Origin of the sequence: Nostoc sp. UHCC 0252 (assembly GCF_034931145.1) — a bacterium.
Lineage (GTDB): Bacteria > Cyanobacteriota > Cyanobacteriia > Cyanobacteriales > Nostocaceae > Nostoc.
The window spans coordinates 1-18,853 of record NZ_JAYGHE010000022.1; the positions used below are offsets into that span (position 1 = coordinate 1).

General features: G+C 40.4%; 9 protein-coding genes. 6 read left to right on the plus strand and 3 right to left on the minus strand.

Annotated elements, in window-relative coordinates:
* Positions 1–219: 219 nt before the first annotated feature.
* Positions 220–5,889 (minus strand): alpha-2-macroglobulin, encoded by a 5,670-nt coding sequence (locus tag VB732_RS14910; RefSeq protein WP_323231645.1) that lies wholly within the window; start codon positions 5,887–5,889, stop codon positions 220–222.
* A gap of 524 nt (positions 5,890–6,413) precedes the next feature.
* On the opposite strand from VB732_RS14910, the gene pbpC reads away from it, so the two are divergent.
* Positions 6,414–8,795, plus strand: coding sequence for a penicillin-binding protein 1C (pbpC, locus tag VB732_RS14915; protein WP_323231646.1), 2,382 nt, complete (start codon positions 6,414–6,416; stop codon positions 8,793–8,795).
* A 274-nt stretch (positions 8,796–9,069) separates the two neighbouring features.
* On the opposite strand, the gene VB732_RS14920 is transcribed toward pbpC, so the two are convergent.
* The gene (locus VB732_RS14920) at positions 9,070–10,659 is read right to left on the minus strand and encodes a sensor histidine kinase (protein ID WP_323231647.1); all 1,590 of its coding nucleotides are present in this window, start codon (positions 10,657–10,659) and stop codon (positions 9,070–9,072) included.
* A gap of 465 nt (positions 10,660–11,124) precedes the next feature.
* Between VB732_RS14920 and VB732_RS14925 the strand changes: the two genes are divergently transcribed.
* Positions 11,125–11,901 (plus strand): red chlorophyll catabolite reductase, encoded by a 777-nt coding sequence (locus VB732_RS14925; protein WP_323231648.1) that lies wholly within the window; start codon positions 11,125–11,127, stop codon positions 11,899–11,901.
* 12 nt (positions 11,902–11,913) lie between these two features.
* On the opposite strand, the gene VB732_RS14930 is transcribed toward VB732_RS14925, so the two are convergent.
* Positions 11,914–12,852: an NmrA family NAD(P)-binding protein gene (locus VB732_RS14930; protein WP_323231649.1), complete on the minus strand. Its 939-nt coding sequence runs from the start codon at positions 12,850–12,852 to the stop codon at positions 11,914–11,916.
* Between the two features lie 268 nt (positions 12,853–13,120).
* On the opposite strand from VB732_RS14930, the gene VB732_RS14935 reads away from it, so the two are divergent.
* The 4 genes from VB732_RS14935 to VB732_RS14950 all read left to right on the plus strand — a co-directional run bounded on the left by VB732_RS14935 (position 13,121) and on the right by VB732_RS14950 (position 18,836).
* Entirely contained in the window at positions 13,121–14,539 is a 1,419-nt protein-coding gene (locus VB732_RS14935) for an aldehyde dehydrogenase family protein (protein WP_323231650.1), read from the plus strand.
* A 13-nt stretch (positions 14,540–14,552) separates the two neighbouring features.
* Complete coding sequence (locus tag VB732_RS14940) at positions 14,553–14,783, plus strand: hypothetical protein (RefSeq protein ID WP_323231651.1); 231 nt, start codon at positions 14,553–14,555, stop codon at positions 14,781–14,783.
* A gap of 249 nt (positions 14,784–15,032) precedes the next feature.
* A complete protein-coding gene (locus VB732_RS14945) occupies positions 15,033–18,611 on the plus strand; it encodes an N-6 DNA methylase (RefSeq protein ID WP_323231652.1) in 3,579 nt (1,192 codons plus the stop codon).
* A gap of 15 nt (positions 18,612–18,626) precedes the next feature.
* Complete coding sequence (locus VB732_RS14950; protein WP_323231653.1) at positions 18,627–18,836, plus strand: hypothetical protein; 210 nt, start codon at positions 18,627–18,629, stop codon at positions 18,834–18,836.
* Positions 18,837–18,853: the final 17 nt, after the last annotated feature.

Consider the following 18,853-nt stretch of genomic DNA (forward strand, 5'->3'; position numbering starts at 1 on the left):
CTTACCCCGATTCCGCACCCTGAAGTGTCATACCTCAAGAGGTGACAAAGAAGTTATAAAGTAGGCTGGATAGGATTCATAGCTCGTAGACCTTGCCGAAAATAAGGTAGTTTACTGGGCTTCAAACGGCATAAATTCATGACCTAAACCAGTCCAAAAGCTCCATCGCTCCCAGCCAAAGCAACCATATAAAACAACCCAAATAGATGGCATAAATAACTACTTTCCGCCCTCCAATATCAATGTAGACTCAGCAGTACGCCCAAATTCTTCTGGTGCATATTGCAGGTGAACTTCTGCACCGGGCCAGGAAAATGTACCAGGGGTAACAGAACGGACTAAGTAATGTAAACTATAAACTCCTGGTTCCAGGTGGTCAGCATAGGCGATAATGCGATCGCGGTACACATTCTTAAACCCAAGTTCCCAGCTATCGGCTTTTGCTTGTAATGCAGCCGTGGTAGTTTGAAAACTCGCATCCACCGCCTCAAAACCTGCTGGTAAAGGATCTTTAATTACTATATGATCCACCGGGCGATCGGCGATGATTTCTAAGCCAATATCAAACACCTGTCCAGAGGTTAAAGTCAAGGGTTTATCGAAAGCGTAAATCCCCGTTTTTTGTAAAACTTTCTCTTCATTTACTTGACTAATTCCTCGCGTTATGCGTAACCCGTTAAATCTGCCTGGTTGATTCCCTTGCAAGCGATAATTATAAGCAACCAGATAGTGTAAAGTGCCATTACCTGCTTTTTCCAGCGTTAAATCATTACGCCCACGAGGTAATAGATTCATCGGCACAATTAGTTGTAAGCTAGGATTTTTGTAGCCATCAAAACGATTTTCTCCTAACTTATTACCAGCTAATTGCACAGTAGCAACAAAATTCGGCGGTGTGGGTTGCAGTTGGCTGTATTCTACCAAAGCTGTTAGTGCTTGGGCATTATTATAGTTAGTTTGCCATGTGCCATCCCGTCGCAATGCAAGAAGACTTTGGAATAACTTATCTATAACTTCGGGTTTACTTTTCTTGGCAATAAATAAGCGTAAAGCCTGCGCTTGCGTAGTCGTAGATGAACTCATCCATCCCCAACTGCTGGGTAAACTCACAACTGCTGTGCGGCCAGTTTCAGAGATATTCTGTTGCAGCTTGTTGACTAGTTGTTGAGATTCATCTTGCCATTCTGGGAATTGAGATAAATATCGCGCTAGTTTAATTTGAGTTACTAAATCAAAATTATTGCGCTGTTCATAAATATCTGCGAGAAAAGTGTTGCGTTTATCTCCTAAATCTGATAGGGCGATTAAAGCATTAATTTGCAGTTGCCTTTTACAGAGTAATTGTTTACAAAAATCGTATTCTCCAGGATTCGCTAGAACTTTTTGTAGATAAGTTTTGAGGCGAGACAGCATTCCAGAATCGACTAAATTAGGGAATATCTGACTAGCTTTAGCCAAAGATTCACCCGCATAAGCAGAAACCCAAGGGTCAGATTTTTCCTGTCCGGGGAAAGCAGCAAAACCACCATCGGCTATTTGGAGTTTTTGTAATTGTTCGATTGCTAAATTAGCTTGTTGGCTAGGATTAAATTCTGCAAAGGTTTGGCCATATTTTTGGGCGATAGTTTGCAAATTAGCCGCAATCATTAATTGACTTACAGCAGGTTCTGTAAACGGCAAATCATTATCTTTTAAAACCTGCTTTGCTGGTGCTTGAATCTCCGGTATTAAAGTACTCGCCAACTGAATATCTAAACCTCCCGCATCAGGGAAGGTATTTTTATCAACATTCAGAGGAATTTTCACCTGTTTTTCAGTGACACCAGTTTCAACGACTTGTTCTGTAATTTCAATTGGCTTAATTTCTAAAGGTAATTCAAAAGCATCTGCGGCTGTACCATTTAGCTGAGTGGTAAAGCGAACGTTACCAACTCCGACGCTATCCGCCACCATTGGAAAGCGATAAGCATGAGTTGCAGATTCAGCTTTGGTTTGCAAAGCAGTAGTTGTGGGGTTTTTGTCAGCAAACTTCACATTACCGCTAAGTTCGCCATTAATTGAGAGATTTCCTGTATTCCCGGTGTTGTTGGTGACGGATAAACCAGCAAGAATGCGATCGCCTGGACGGGCAAACTGTGGCAAGATGGCATTAGTTAGCAGTGGCTTGGTGGTGATAAACGTCGCGTCCCCATTCCCGAAACGCAGATTTCCATCAGTGGCGACAGCCATCACCCGCCATGTAGTTAAATCATCCGGGAGTTTAAAAGTTATCTGTGCATTACCATTTGCATCAGTGAGAACAGAAGGGTTGTAGTAAGCTAACGCTTTAAAATCGGTGCGAGTGCGAGTATTAGCTGCACCAGTTGAGAAACCACCACCATAACCCCAACCTTTTGGTTTAGCTACATCTTGCGGTTGTAATATAACATCCGCGCGATTATCGTTAAAGCGGGTAGATATTGTCTGTTCTGCATAAACCGTATCCACCAAATCTGGCGGACGATAACCAGAAAGTTGTAACACCGCTTCATTTACCACCATGACTGTAAACTGTCCTTTGGTGGGATTTCCTTGATTATCCTTCAGTTCCAGTTGTACTGTTTCTTCTGCGCCAGGTTCTAATGATGCTTGCACTGGTTTAACTTGAAGTTTTAAATACTTATCTTCTAAGTTCACTTTAAAAGGTGTAAAACCAATCTTCACCAAGTTATCTAAACTTCCTACTTCTACTTGGCTGATGGGTTTACCTTGCCTTACTAATACAGCTTCAATGGCTGCATTTGGCAGCATTTCTGGTGTAACTTGAAACTGAATTTGTGGTGCGCTTCCCTGAACTTTGGTAATTTGTTGATAAAGGGGTTTGTCTTTAATCACTGCAAAGAACAATTCTGCATCTGGATAGGGAGATTGAATTAGTACAGTAGCAGTTTCACCAGGTTTAAACTCTTGTTTATCTAGTTTAAGTTCTAAGACATCTTTTTCTTTCGAACCCCAAAATACAGGATTTTCTCCAGTTGCCCAAATTTGTAAATCTGTGGCACTTAATTCAGATTTTGCATCACTAAAATTAACTCTAATCCGGTATGAACCAGATTCCGGTGCTGTCAAACTTACCGATTGTGGATTACTAGCAGATGTAATTTCTGCTTGTCCGACTGTTTTATATTCAACTTGATTTTTTGCTGTTCGGCTACCTTCAACTAATTGAGTGACACTGCTGTATTTAATCTCTTGTAATTCCAGGCGCACTTGTTGACCGATTATCGGTTTTCCTGTAGGGTCGGTAACAATCACATCAATAGGAAAAGCTTTACCAGCATCAGTAATGAAATTACTTTTTAACCCAATGAGACGATTACTTGGTAAGGCTGTAAAAGTTTTGGAATTTGCTACAGACAGATTAGAAACATCTGCAACTTGCACATCTACTTGGTAAGTCATTGGATATGGTAAATCATTAGCCACACTCACAGTTTGACTACTTTTACCATTAGCATCTAGTTGGGCATTAGTTTGCAACACATCACTAGAGATACTAGGAGATTCTTCTGGCCATAACCACTGCCGACCAAAAGTAAATTCATCCCAACCTTTGGGAATAAAATTAGCCTGTTGACGAGTAATAAAGTATTTTGCTTCTCCACCTTCTACAGGCGCACCAAATAAATAATTACTGGTAGCATTAATATTAACTTTATCGTCAATATAAGCAAATTCTTTATCTAAGTTCAGTTCGACTTTAAAGTTGGGTGGCTTAAACTCAGCCACCCGAAATTCACCAGAAAGTTCTTGTCCATTTTTACCCTTAGCTTGGATTGTATGGTAGCCTAAGCGCTGAGTAGTTTTGATTGGCAATTCCAGAGAAAACGTACCAAATTCATTTGTAGTTTGCGTACCTAAATTAGTCTTTTGCCCATCAGGATTTACTAAAGTTAATTGGTAAACGGCATTTTTATCTTGTTGAATTGTGCCATTTTGCAAGAAGCCAGCAAAACCAGTAAACCAAGCTTTTTCGCCTGGTTGGTATAACTGTCTGTCTGAGAAAATTACCCCGCGTGATTCTGGCTTACTATCTTGCCAACCTGCATCAATACCATAGCCATAAACGCCGCTATATTCTTCAGTTCTAGCGAATGCCCAATCTTGGTTTTCACGGGCAATTACTAATAATTGTGGTGATTTGCTAGAACTTTCATTGCCAGAATAACACTGTTGTAATCCTTCACGGACAATTCTAAAAATTCCATTTTCATCTGTTTTACCCGTTGTACAAGGTACTGGTTCGGGGCGAGATTTTGCTTGTAATTTTGATTGATAAATCTCCACAACCGCCGCTTGAACAGGCGAACCATCTGTCAGATGATTGACGCGAATTAAGCCTGAATCAGGGAACCACTGAGTAAATACGCCCAAATTCGTCAATTCAACCAAGCCATAAGTGGTAGGTTCTCGCCACAGTTCTTTTCCATTTTCCTGATATTTATTAGTACGGGCTTGGACTCCATAAGCTAACATTCCCGTAGTAGAACTTATTTTTTCCCGCAGTGGAACAGCAATATCAACTGATTGATTCTTCTTATCTGATACGTTAAAACTTTGCCAATCAGAAGGTTTTGGCAAGAAATCGTTACTATAATTAAAATAAACTAAATCTGTTGGCTCAACTACTCGATAAGTTGCTTTGTATTTTGATTCTGGCAGGTTTACCGTACTAATATTTAACTGTAAATCTTTACCTATGGGAAAAATATTCAAATCTGATGGTACCCAGATATCCCCAGCTAAATCTCCAGTATCATATTTCAATGTTAGAGGTTTCCCCAAAGTCTGCCCAAACTTATCTTTGAGATTTCCGCCGATAGTAATTGTATAAGTTTGAGCAGGTTCTAGCGCATAAGGATTGATGCCGACAACTTTATCTTCATCATTAACTTGGAGAATTCTCGAAATGTCTTTCGGTGCTGGATTAATAGTAATACTTTCTTTGGCTGAATCTGGCAGTAAAACGTTATTAAATTCTAGCTGAGGACTGCCTTTAATAAATCTTCCAAAAGTTCCACCGGAATCTGGCTGTCCGTAAAAGTTAATTTTCTGGAATGCTAAAGGCGAATAAGTTACTAATTTACTAGCAAATTCTTTCTCTGTAGGGAGATTGCCATAAGCAGGACGTATTCCGGGAGAAAAGACTAGGCGATAAGGGGTTGCCTTTTCGAGGTTTTGCTGTGGAATAAGATTATAAATCCAATTGCGGGCTGAAGGGTCAAATTTTTCTAAAGGATCTTCTTCGTTTTTTACTGGTTTTTCTTCTTTATTTAATTCGACTTTGAAGCCTACACCCTTATTTTTTCCTTCAGGAATTAACTGTAATTTTTCTTGTACAGAAGCTAAATTTAATTCTACGTTAGAAGTAAACTGTAGCTTTGGTTGTAAATCAATGGGTTCGATATCAGCCTTTTCAATAGGATTGACACCGGGTAAATTAGTCAGGTTGATAGATTCGGTATTGAAAGTCCAAGGTAAATCTTTATCTAATTGATGATTTTTTAAATCAGCTAAACCTGCTTTGAGAGTGACTTGAAATCTTGTCGCTATTGGCAATGCTTTCTCAGCTTGAAAACCTACCATACGCGGTGTTAAAAAGCGAAATTGACCAGGTAAAGGTGGCCAAAGGGCAAATTTTTCTAATATTTTCTGTTGTTCTGGACTATCAAGACTTTCAACTGGAATTAAAGCTTCTTTAAAACGGATGCGAATTTGATTGAGAGATTTTGCATCACCAATGGGACTAATTTGTTCAATCCAGTCTGGTAATTTTGGTGGTGTAAGTGGGGATACTGCTGGGAGTTGTTCTTTACTTGAGTTGATACCAAAAAAATTACACCCTGTCATCGCTAACATGAATGTAAAGAGAAGAAGAAACTGTATTCTTCTCTTCTGGCGTGAGGAATGGCTAATTTTTTTTAACGTAGACGTTTCAGCTTGCCGCAGGCTACCACTAAGGATACGAAGTAAGCTAAGTAAGAAAGAGAGAATTTTATGGTAGGAACTGAGTAAAAATTTTATAATCATATTTTTTAGTAATTTAAAATAAAAAATTCACAATTTATAGCTAACAAAACTTTGCATACCTTATTAAATTGGCAATACCAAGACAAATAAAGGATGCTATATGATTATTTTTTACCTAGAGTTTGGATTTTACTATGTTTATTTACATAGATAACTAATTCTATGTGATTGTTCCTAAAAATCACTACAATTCTTAACTATGAATCAGTATTTAACTTCTGCAAATATTAATTTACATCTGCTAAGTTATTTCAAATAAATTATTAAGGATTTGACATATTTACTGATATCGATGTAATCACTGCGTCAAAATTAAGGTAGGTTTTCTTAACAGGGATTCCCTGATGAAACTAATTTTACGATCGCTACTCCAAATTAAGCAAAGTAGCAAAGTTATCCTAGCTGTGCTGGTAATCTGCCTGATTATACGCTTATTACCCTATTTTGCGCCCGTTCGAGCCGCAGATATTGCCCAAAATCAACTGGCAATGCAATTTAGCGATCGCAATGGTTTACCATTAGGAATATTGCTCACCCGTGACCAAGAACATACATCAGTAGTCGCACTAAGTCAGGTTTCACCCCAGTTTATCCATGCTATTTTAGCCGCCGAGGATGGCAGCTTTTACCATCACGGCGCGTTGGATATGAAAGCTGTTATCCGCGCCACCAAAGAAGCCATCCACGCGAAACGAATTGTTTCCGGCGCTTCCACTATTACTATGCAACTGTCGCGGATGTTAGATCCCGTCCCCCGCAGCTTTTCTGGTAAACTGCAAGAGATTTGGCTATCTTGGCGGTTAACAGCAGGGATGAATAAAGATGAAATTCTCTCTGCATATATTAATCGGCTGCCAATGGGCGGGAATATATATGGTGTAGAAGCAGCCGCACAGACTTATTTTTCTATCCCAGCAAGTGAGTTAAATCTTGCTCAAGCCAGTTTGTTGGCCGCTATTCCCAATAATCCCACATACTTTAACCCTTACGAACATTGGGAACGCTTAAAGCAGCGACAAAAATACGTCCTTAATCGGATGGTACAGGAAAAATATATTAGTGGTGCGATGGCTGCGCCAACGTCTTCGACGAACGCAGCCCGAACACAAACCGAAAAAGTTGTGTTTCAGACTCGCCCACGGGGAATTATCGCCGCACCACACTTTTTATTTTGGTTAGCCAATCAAATCTCCCCAACTCCCTTTGAAAAACAGAACTGGGGGGATAAATCCGTTATTCGCACAACTATAAATCGCCCTTTACAGCAGTTTGTGGAAGCACAGGTGCAGCAGGTAATTTCTTCCCTAGCCGCTAATAATGTTCATGATGCAGCTGCGTTGGTAATTGACAACCACAATGGTGAAGTTTTGGCTTATGTCGGTTCACCTGATTACTTTAATCAAGCAAAACTAGGACGCAATGATGGAGTGCAAGCGCTACGTCAACCTGGTTCTACCCTCAAGCCTTTTGTGTATGAATTAGCTTTAGAAAAAGGTTTAATTCGCCCAAATACCATTTTGGCAGATGTCCCCGCCCGTTATGCAATTCCTGGTGCGAGACTTTATAGCCCAACCGACTACACCGAACGCTTTCTTGGCCCAGTGCGGGTGCGAATCGCTTTAGCAAATTCGTTGAATGTACCCGCAGTGAGGGTTTTAGAAAAAGTAGGTGTGCAGACTTTTTTAGAACGACTGCATCAACTTGGGTTTGAAAATCTGAATCAAACCCCAGAACATTACGGTTTAGGGTTAACTCTCGGTAGTGGCGAAGTCAGTTTATGGGAATTAGCTAGAGCTTACGTTACTATGGCACGACTTGGAGATGCTATCCCTTTAGTAAGCAAATTTTCCGATTCTCCAATCCAAAATCCAAGTTGCGCTGAAAGCGCACCAAATATGCGATGTAAAATCCAAAATTCGACGACAATATGGCAATTAATTACTAACATCCTCAGTGATAATCATGCTCGTGCCACAGCGTTTGGTGTAAACTCTGTGTTAAATTTGCCCTTTCCTGTTGCTGTTAAAACTGGCACTTCTTCCAATTTTCGTGATACTTGGACAGTTGGCTTCACTACTGATTACACCGTCGCTACTTGGGTAGGCAATTTCAACGGGGAACCGATGCGACAAGTTTCAGGTGTGACAGGCGCTGCACCCTTATGGAATCGGATTATGTTACACCTGCACGAACATCAAGAACCAGCAGCTTTTCCGCCTCCTAAAGGTTTAATACAGTTACCTATTTGTGCAATTTCGGGATTACGGCCGACACCAGATTGTACTTCAGTGGTGCAGGAATATTTCTATCCACAAGATAAAATTGCCTACGAAGGTAACAATCAATTTAACTTACCACCAGAGTATAACGAGTGGTTGGCAAAACAGCAGCAATCGAGTCTTGTTTCTACCAATTTGAGAATTTTATCTCCCCATCATGGCGATTTATTTTTAGTGTATCCAGGTGAAGAAGCGAAGCAAAAACTCGAATTTAAGCTAGCAGGAAATAAATTTGCGCCTGTTGAATGGTGGCTAAATGGCGAAAAGTTAAATACAAATTCAGCTAATTCTTTATTTTGGAATTTACGTCCTGGTAAGTGGACTTTAGAAGCAAGAAGTGGTGAAATGACCGACAAGGTAAGTTTTCAGGTGGAATTAGCTAGGATTAAACCTACGCGTCGAGGATTTTCTATTAGTAATTCTCAGGTAAAGGAGAATCACCCATAATTATAATAGTAAGGGAATGCAGTGCTGGAAGGCATTGATTAAAAAAGGCAGGGATTACCTGCCTAGTTCCGTTAAACAGTTTGATGAGTAAACTATTGCAGATAAGCTTGACAAAGCTATTGCAATATTATGTCAAAGCTGTGACTACAAATAATCTATCTCTTCGAGTGATTATTTAAGTTAGACTATTAGCGTAGAGCTATGAATATTCCAGAAATGTAGGGGACGGATTAATACGGTTCATTCAGCTAAACTAAAGAATTCATATATTTGCTTACCGCGTCTGCTTGATAGGAATCTCAATCACAAACTCTGTACCCTTACCTGGTGCAGAAATACAGTTGATTTTTCCCTTGTGCTTATCTACTATAATCTGGTAACTAATAGATAATCCTAGCCCAGTGCCTTTACCTACAGGTTTTGTAGTAAAAAAAGGGTCAAATAATCGAGATTTAACTTCCTCTGTTATTCCTGGCCCATTATCTTTAATACTAATAATCACAGACTCTTCATTCTTCACTTGAGTATGGACAATAATAGAACTCAGGTTTTTTTTAAAGTTTCCTTTATGTTCATCCAAAGCATCAATAGCATTACTAAATATATTCATAAATACCTGATTTAATCCTCCTACATAACATTCAATAAGGGGCAAATTACCATAATTTTTGATTATTGCAATTTCTTGTTGTTTATGATTTTCTTTAAGACGATGCTGTAAAATTAATAGTGTGCTATTAATTCCTTCATGAATATCAACAGGTTTCATTTCTGCTTCATCAAGACGCGAGAAGTTCCGCAAAGTTAGCACAATCTCACAAATGCGCTCAGTACCAACTTCCATTGACGATAATATTTTTGGCATATCATCAATAATAAACTCTAAATCTATCTTATCAATCAGACTAGTTATTTCTGAATTGTAATTACAATTTTCTTGCTGATACAGCTTAATTAAAGTTAGTAATTGCTGACTATATTCTCTAATATGTATCAGGTTTCCATAAATGAAATTAACTGGATTATTGATTTCATGAGCAACACCAGCAACTAACTGACCTAATGAGGACATTTTTTCAGTTTGAATAAGTTGTACTTGAGTGTATTGCAATTCTTGTAGTGTCTGTTGTAGTTGAAGATTTTTATATTCTAATTTTGCCGTTCTCTCTGCCACTTGCATTTCTAACCTACAATTCGTTTCTTCTAAGGCAGCTTGAGCAATTTTTTTAGCTTTTAAATATTGTTGCAATAAATTCAGTACTAAAAGCCATGCCGGAATCAGCAGTGCTAAACTTATAATAGATTCTAAAACTGCCCAAAATATTCTTGTGTAATATTCATCAATCTTCTGCTGTAACTGAAGTGATATATTACGGTTCCTTTTGGCAACACCATCAGCATAAATACGCTTCTGAGTTTCATATTCTCTGCTAGAAAGTAGTTGTTGTGCTGCTCCTTTTTGATTTTTATTAACTAAATCAAAAGATTTATATTCCATTGTAACCAAAAGCTGATTAGCAGCATCAATTTTTTGGGTATTCTCATTTTGATATGCTTTAGGAGCCAGCTTAATAGATTCTTTAATAGCAATATCGAGTTGAGGCTCAAATTGGCGATATCGTTGTTCCCAAGCAGCGTTACCTGTAGCAGCATTCATGCGGGCTGACATTGTTAAAACTTCATCAAGATAAGTAATTTCATCACTCAGCATTTGTAGTTTAAATTCATGTTTAATAATATTATTGAAATTATAATATGCTTGCCAATTTAGCAAAATCTGAGGGATAAACAAGAACAATGTCAGCAGTACTGTTACAGTTACTAGTTGAGAAGAAACAAATCTCAGTTTGTAAGCTAGACGCATTTTATACTATTTTTTTAGATATATTATAATTGTGCATGGATTAAAATTAACACCTTTTTAAATATGATTTAATCAGTGTTAATACTAAATAAATATATTCATAGCCATATATTTATATTTTTTTATGAATATAAATATAGTAAAAGAATACTTTTTGAAGATGATGTATCGATAAAATTACAAAAGCGCTTTTCGGTTACTCATGTAAACTCAACCCTAATGAATATACTTTTCTAAAAATTATTAGAGCTAAATCTAGCTGAAAATATTTATCTAAATTAAGAGTCAAATAAGGAATCATCGGCTGATACAGATTGCTGCAATAGCTTTATCATGGTTTAGTTGATGGGCTTTTTACCACATTCCTGAATTCGATGAATGGGTTGTTCGATATGGGTAACGAGCTAGATGCCGAAAGGTGTCAAACTAAATATAAAGTTTATAGAAAAACCGCAAACTCAAACTATGACTCAGCAACAAAGCGATCTAGACAATAAAGCTGTATTTGAGCAGTTGTGGAGAATTACAAAGGAACTCTACCAAAAACTAGAAGCTCGTTTTCAGTTACATCCAGACCCTTCTGTAGAAGATTTACAGCAATACAGCAGTCTCAATGGTAATATGAACGGTTCGCTGACTGCTTTTTCTGGGGAAGAAATTGATTGGCTAGTGCATTCGTGGTTGGGAAACCCGGAAAAATCAAACTTTACCACCATGCGTCTCACCACTTGGTTGAAGTCACATATTCAGGTTCCTCATTTAGCTTTTGAGTTTGGCACACTTCCAAATGGAAATATTTTCTTTTATATAGATTACATTGCCCGAACTGAGCTTTTAACCGATTTGGCATATCTCGATCGCTATTATGAACCTGTTAACCAAACATTTTTGAAGTTACAGGAAGATTCACGCCTTAAGGCATTTACTAGCAAAAGCGTCTATATTCGCTTATTTCAATCGCCTGCTAGCTTGTGCTACACAGGCGCACCCACCTTGGAAACCCTCGAACTGCTTCGCACACTTGCACACGAAACCCTCGATCGCTGGCTAACTTGGGTAGATACAGCCGAACCCTTACCAGAAGATGCACGGGAAGCTTTGGCGGCTCGTGATTTGGCGCTGCGCCGTAGCAGTGCTGAACGTGATCCAGGTAATAAATTTGCCGCACAGATGTTTGGTTCTGAATTGACAGATAAACTTGTGCGATCGCTCTGGGGTGCTGTAGGCAGTAGGTATCATTGAGAAAACAGTGTACTAATGCGATCGCAGACTCTCATAGGTGAGTTCCGCATTTGACCAGTCAGTTTCTGCCAAAAATTCTCTAAATGTGGTCAGAAGTCCAGGAAACTCTTCTTCTCGTAAACGCCGGACATCGGCTTGATAACCTTGCTTGCGATACCACTGAATCAAATCGAACAGTTCTTTTTGCAGCAAGAGTAAGAAAATCCAAGCAGGTGTCTCTTTATGGACAACTTTTATCCCCTGCGCTTGAGAAAATGCCTCTGCCATCTGCTTCGGAGTCAGCACATCGCCAGCTAGCTCAATTTCTTGGCCAATATACTTGGTAGGATGTTCGATTACATAGGCAGCAACGCGGCCCATATCCTTAGTTGTAATTAAATGAAGGGGTTTATCTGGCTGAATTGAAAACGGGAAACTACCTTTAAGTATGGAAGGCCGCGTGTACTTCTTCCAAAACTCCTCCATAAACAAGCAGGCTCGCAACATAGTAGTCGGTAAGCCAGCTTCTTTGAGAATTTTCTCTACTTCATACTTTTGCTCAATGCGGGGGATTCCTGAATTTCTATCCGCTCCACCTGCGGAATTGTAGACAAAGTGCTTAATTTCAGCTTGCTTGGCAGCTTGTGCAACTCGTCTTGCCCTCTCCACCTCTAGCGGGTCGATTTTAGTTGAGTCCGCAGAAGTAGCGTGGCAATAAACAGCCGAAATTCCTGCAAAGGCTGCTATGAGAGAGGCTTCATCATCGAGGTTGGCTTTTACCAGTTCAACTCCGGCATCATTGAGCTTGGCAAGAGTTGGACGATTAAGGTCAATTTCTCTAGTGATGACTCGCAGGTTGGTAACTCCCTGTTCAAGAAATCCCTTGACGACATTTCCACCTGTGCCGCCAGTAACTCCGATGAGTAAAACTTTATCGGTGTTTGACTCTGTGCGATCGCGGAAATTTGACATTCTCTCTTCTACCTGGAGTTTTTTGTTTAAATTAAGTTTATCCAAAGACAGAAGAAGCAAACAATAATTGCAGAAGAATTCAGGAGTCAGAATTCTGAATTCTGTTTTGATAAGAGCTTAAACTTTCGGCCTCAGACTGAGGCATCGTATTCTATAAGGTAGTGAAAAAATTTGGATACAGCATGGCAGCATTTGCCGAGATTGATTTAGGAGCATTACGCCGCGATCGCCGCCAAGCAGGGGAAGAATAACTATTAATTATTGACAAATGACAAAACCAATAGAAGTCCGTAATCCCCGAACTGGCAAATTTGACTACGTAATTGTCCCGCCGCCCCCAAGGTTGCTGGCACAACAGTGTAAGCGATCGCGTCGGGCGCAAGTTCGCTGGCAACAACTGGGTTTAGAGGGGAGAATTGAAGCTTTACAACAGTGGAAACAAGCGATATTGTCAGGGCGCGATCGCTTAACGGAAGCTTTGGTAAATGATACGGGAAGATTATCAACCTCGGTATTAGAAATAGATTCCTTTCTCTCTAGCATTGATCGCTGGTGTAGATTAGCACCGGAATTGCTGCAAGACTCTGCAAAAAATACAGCAATTCCATTTATCGCCTTGCAACAAACATCTGTTCCTTACCCTCTAGTGGGGATAATTAGCCCGTGGAATTTTCCACTGCTGCTGTCAACCATTGATACCATTCCGGCATTGCTCGCGGGTTGTGCTGTCATTGTCAAACCGAGTGAAATTGCTCCCCGCTTCGTCGCACCAATGGCAACAGCAATCAACGCCGTCCCCAAATTGCGCGATGTCTTAACTTTTGTTGAAGGAGCAGGCACAACCGGATCTCTTTTGATTGACAATGTAGATTTAGTGTGCTTTACAGGCAGTGTAACTACAGGGCAAAAAGTGGCAGAAGCGGCTGCAAAACGGTTTATTCCAGCTTTTTTGGAATTAGGAGGAAAAGATCCTGCGATCGTTTTAGAATCAGCCAATTTAGAATTAGCAATCTCAGCAATCTTGTGGGGTTCCGTCGTCAACACCGGACAATCATGCTTATCAATTGAGCGAATTTATGTTGCTGAATCCATATTTGAAAAGTTTTACCATCAATTAGTAGCTAGAGCTTATCGCCTTGAGCTAGCGTATCCCACCGTTGAAAGTGGAGAAATTGGCCCCATCATTGCCGAAAGACAAGCAGCGATTATTAGCGATCATCTTTTAGATGCAGTAGAAAAGGGAGCAGTAATTCACTGCGGCGGTTTGATTGAAGATTTAGGTGGGGGTTGGTGGTGTCGTCCGACAGTTCTCACACAGGTTAATCATTCCATGAAAGTGATGACCGAAGAGACTTTCGGCCCCATTATGCCAATAATGCCTTTTTCCACAGTTGAGGAAGCAGTATCTTTAGCAAACGATTCGATTTATGGATTGAGTGCTGCTGTCTTTGCCTCGGAACCTGAAGCCTTAGAAATTGCCCAGCAGATAGATGCAGGTGCTATTAGTATCAACGATGCTGCACTCACCGCCATCATGTACGAGGGAGAGAAAAACGCCTTTAAATTTTCTGGTATGGGAGGCTCACGCATGGGTGCAGCCGCGCTGAAACGGTTCATGCGAAAAAAAGCTATTTTGATTAAAACTAATGATACTAATGACCCTTGGTGGTTTGAGACTGGGGAATAATCCCATCATCACTATGCAACTGATTACCGTAACTAATGGCGATCGCTTCTGCCACAGTTTCGTCTATGATAACCAAAGCATCTGGAAGAATTTTGATAGTTTTGATTTAGAACACAAGTCCATTCTTGCAGAACACAAGTCCATTCGTGCAGAACACAAGTCCATTCTTGCAGAACACAAGTTTGTTCGTTTACTTGGTCAGTGGTTTGGTATTGAAGTATGGCAAAGACAGCCAGCAATATGAGATGACCTCTCCCTCCCAGCCTCCCTCTCCGAAACGGAAAGGGAGGAGCAATGAAAAATTCAGCTTTTTACTCCCCTCTCCGTGTCGGAGAGGGGCTGGGGGAGAGGTCAGACAAGACTTGTCAAACTCACGTTATATCTAGAATTAGGAAGTTGTCTTCAAACTATTCAGAAAACCTATAGGTCAGTTTCTACAATAGCGTTACACTCTATAACGGACTAAGCCTTGATGTAGATCCTGTAGCGCCTGATGAACCTAGCCGATATCCTCAAAGACTCAAACTACAAACTGTCGCAGTTTACTGCGGCGGAAATTGAGCAGTTAGAGCAGAGCATTACTCCCAAAGCAACCAAAAGTGGCGAAGTGCCTTATATCGTTTGTTTGGTGCGTCAGAAGGCAATTAAGCTGACACCAGAGGAAGCAATCCGGCAGCTATATTTACAGGTTTTGAATAAACGCCTCCACTATCCTCTCAGTCGCATTGAAGTCGAGTATGGGGTGAACTTCGGGCGCGAGGTGAAACGGGCAGACATTGTGGTAATGGACAAAGATCGTCCAAACACGGTGTATATGCTGGTGGAGCTAAAGAAGCCGAAGCTCAAAGACGGGAAGGATCAGCTTCGCTCTTACTGCAATGCCACAGGTGCGCCGATCGCAATTTGGACGAATGGCGATCAAATTTCTTACTACCAGCGCAAAGATCCCAATTATTTTGAAGATATCCCCGGTTTGCCCAACGCTAATCAAACCCTAGCAGATATTCTTCAGATCAAATTCACGCTGGAAGACTTGATTGCTAATGACAAGTTGATAAAGGAGAATAAATCTCTCAAAACCCTGATCGAAGAAATGGAAGACGAGGTACTGGCGAATGCTGGGGTAGATGTATTTGAGGAACTGTTTAAGCTGATTTTTACGAAGCTTTATGATGAGTGGTATTCTGGGCAGGGCAACCGCCGTAAAACCCGTTCTCTAGAGTTTCGCAATACGGGACAAACAGAAGCGGCACTCAAAACCAAAATTCAGGATTTGTTTGATGGGGCAAAGAAAAAGTGGGAAGGGGTGTTTAGTGAAGATGCCAAGATTAGCCTCACGCCTTCGCACCTGTCGGTTTGTGTGTCGTCCTTGGAAAATGTGAAACTGTTTAACTCCAATCTGGATGTCATCGATGAAGCCTTTGAATATTTGATCAACCAGAGCAGTAAGGGGGATAAAGGGCAATATTTCACGCCGCGCTATGTGATTGATATGTGCGTGAAAATGCTCAATCCCCAAGAGAATGAGTACATGATCGATACGGCGGCGGGGTCATCTGGATTTCCGGTGCATACGATTTTTCATGTGTGGCGGCAGATTTTGGCGGATGAAGGATTGCAGGCGAGTCATTTGTTTTCGTTGGAAGATAAGCCACCCCGTTGTAGTGAATATGTAGAAGAGAAAGTTTTTGCGATCGACTTTGATGAGAAAGCGGTGCGAGTGGCGCGGACGCTGAACCTAATTGCGGGGGATGGGCAGACAAATGTATTGCACCTGAACACCCTGGACTATGAACTGTGGAATGAAGTAACGGAACAAGAAGAATGGGATAATGTTTATAATGCTGGGTTCAAACGGCTGAAACGGTTGCGACCGAAAGGGAATAAAGATTTTCGGGAGTTTCAGTTTGATGTGTTGATGGCGAATCCGCCCTTTGCCGGAGATATCAAAGAACCGCGCATGATTGCCCGCTATGATTTGGCAAAGAAGCCCGATGGTAAGTGGCAAAGCAAGGTAGGGCGCGATATTTTGTTTATTGAGCGCAATTTGGACTTTTTGAAACCGGGCGGTAGAATGGCGATCGTGTTGCCCCAAGGACGGTTTAACAATTCATCAGATAAGAATATTCGAGATTTCATTGCCGAACGCTGCCGGATTTTGGCGGTGGTGGGGCTACATGGGAATACGTTTAAGCCGCATACGGGTACGAAGACTTCGGTGCTGTTTGTGCAGAAGTGGAATGATGACCCGAAGGTGGGCGCACTCTGCCCTCGACAGGATGACTACAACATCTTTTTTGCGACGATGCGGAAATCGGGAAAGGATAATTCTGGGGATAAAATCTGGCGCAAAATTTCATCGTCTACTTCACCGCCTGATGACGAACTCAGCAAATTGATGCCGCCTTCTCCGATGCAGCGAGTGGTTGGGGTGGAGGGCGATTTTTTGCAAGATGTTCACGGTCATTTAGTGGTGGATCATGATTTGTATAACCACGAAGGACTGACAGAAGACGGCATTGCGGAAGCGTTTATTGAGTTTGCCAAAAAGGAGAAGCTCAGTTTTTTTGAATCCAGCCCATCTGTTACGCCGTTTGATGCTGTAAGGTATCGGCGGTTAATGGATGGGCTGGAAGCAGTTGAATTAAATTTTACAGATGTTTTAGAAGACAATGAGCTACTTAGAATTGATAGTGAATATTTCAATATTGAATACTTAGCTAAGTTGAAAAAAATTAAAAGATTGCCGTACCGTAGAATTGAAGAATTCGCATACGTGACAGATGGAATTCATGAGTCAATTCAATTTGACGAAAGTAGTTCGATTAATTTAATCTCTGCCAAATCTCCAAAGGAAAATATATTTGATTTATCAGGTAATGAATGTATATCAACTGAACAGCACAATAAAAATCCTCGTACAAAGCTACAAAAAGGTGATGTAATAATTTCAACAGTAGGTACAATTGGCAATTGTGCTGTAGTTGATAAAACAATTCTTCCAGCAAATTCTGATAGGCATGTTGGAATTGTTCGCGTAAAAAGGGATTTCAAACCATACTTTTTATCTACATTTATTATTTCTAAATATGGAAAATTTCAAACTCTTAGAGAATCTACAGGAAACGTTCAACTCAACCTTTTTATATACAAAATAAAGACTCTTAAAATCCCTTTTCTTTCAAGCCAATTTCAAAATAACATTGAAAGTTTAGTTCAATCTGCACATATATCTTTGAGACAATCAAAAGTTCTCTATCAACAAGCTGAGAATTTGCTGTTGTCGGAGCTTGGCTTGAGGGACTGGCAACCCACTGAAGAAACGATTGCCGTCAAGAGTTTTACTGAGTCGTTCCTATCCTGCGATCGCCTCGACGCTGAGTATTACCAGCCAAAGTATGATCAAGTAGAAGAAGTTATTAAAGGTTGTGGTTTCCCATCTCAAAATTTAGGCTCATTGATAAATCCGATTCAAAATGGGTTTGACTATCGAGAATATACCGAAGAAGGAACACCTTACATTCGTGTTAGTGATGTTAAAAACGGACAAATTAATTTTGAAAGTGCTGTCAAAATCCCAATCACGATGGCTGATGTTGATAAACCCGTAGGTTTGCAGGTAGGAGATATTCTTTTCACTCGTAAAGGTAGTTTTGGCAACTCCGCAGTTGTTACAGAACTAGAAGTTAACGGGATTATTAGCAGTGAAATAATGCTTGTACGTTTAACTTCAGCTTCTAAAAAAGAAATTCTACCGGAGTATGTCAGCCTATTTTTGAATTCAAAATTTGGTTATTTACAGGTTGAGCGCAGGGTTCATGGCGTGGCTTACTATAGTATTTCTCAGCCGGATCTAGCCAATTTACTAATCCCAATATTGCCGAAACCCCAGCAGCAAAACATTGTTGAGAAGATAAACTCATCATTTTCATTAAAGCTAGAATCCAAGCAACTGTTAGAAATTGCTAAAACAGGAGTAGAACGAGCGATCGAAACCGATGAGGCGACAGCAATAACTTGGATCAACCAGCAGCTTGAAGCGTTAGGAATCAATCTATCAAACTCAAACTAACCTAATGGAGGCACAATGTCTGAGATTACTATAAACCCAGATCAACTTAAGGAAATATTGAAAAGCGCGATCGTCGAATTAATTCGTGACAATCGAAAAGAAGTCTCTGAATTTCTGGCAGAAATTATTGAAGACGTGTCAATGGAGCAAGCGATCGCTGAAGGTGAAACAACTGAACTGGTTAGCCCTGAGTCCATTTTTAAACTTTTGGAACTGAATTCGTGAGAGTATGATTTCTGTGC

What these genes read in the sequence shown, in the direction of transcription:
- VB732_RS14910 (WP_323231645.1), bottom strand. Translation starts at nt 5,889, where the DNA reads ATGACAGGGTGTAATTTTTTTGGTATCAACTCAAGTAAAGAACAACTC.
- pbpC (WP_323231646.1), top strand. Translation starts at nt 6,414, where the DNA reads ATGAAACTAATTTTACGATCGCTACTCCAAATTAAGCAAAGTAGCAAA.
- VB732_RS14920 (WP_323231647.1), bottom strand. Translation starts at nt 10,659, where the DNA reads ATGCGTCTAGCTTACAAACTGAGATTTGTTTCTTCTCAACTAGTAACT.
- VB732_RS14925 (WP_323231648.1), top strand. Translation starts at nt 11,125, where the DNA reads ATGACTCAGCAACAAAGCGATCTAGACAATAAAGCTGTATTTGAGCAG.
- VB732_RS14930 (WP_323231649.1), bottom strand. Translation starts at nt 12,852, where the DNA reads ATGTCAAATTTCCGCGATCGCACAGAGTCAAACACCGATAAAGTTTTA.
- VB732_RS14935 (WP_323231650.1), top strand. Translation starts at nt 13,121, where the DNA reads ATGACAAAACCAATAGAAGTCCGTAATCCCCGAACTGGCAAATTTGAC.
- VB732_RS14940 (WP_323231651.1), top strand. Translation starts at nt 14,553, where the DNA reads ATGCAACTGATTACCGTAACTAATGGCGATCGCTTCTGCCACAGTTTC.
- VB732_RS14945 (WP_323231652.1), top strand. Translation starts at nt 15,033, where the DNA reads ATGAACCTAGCCGATATCCTCAAAGACTCAAACTACAAACTGTCGCAG.
- VB732_RS14950 (WP_323231653.1), top strand. Translation starts at nt 18,627, where the DNA reads ATGTCTGAGATTACTATAAACCCAGATCAACTTAAGGAAATATTGAAA.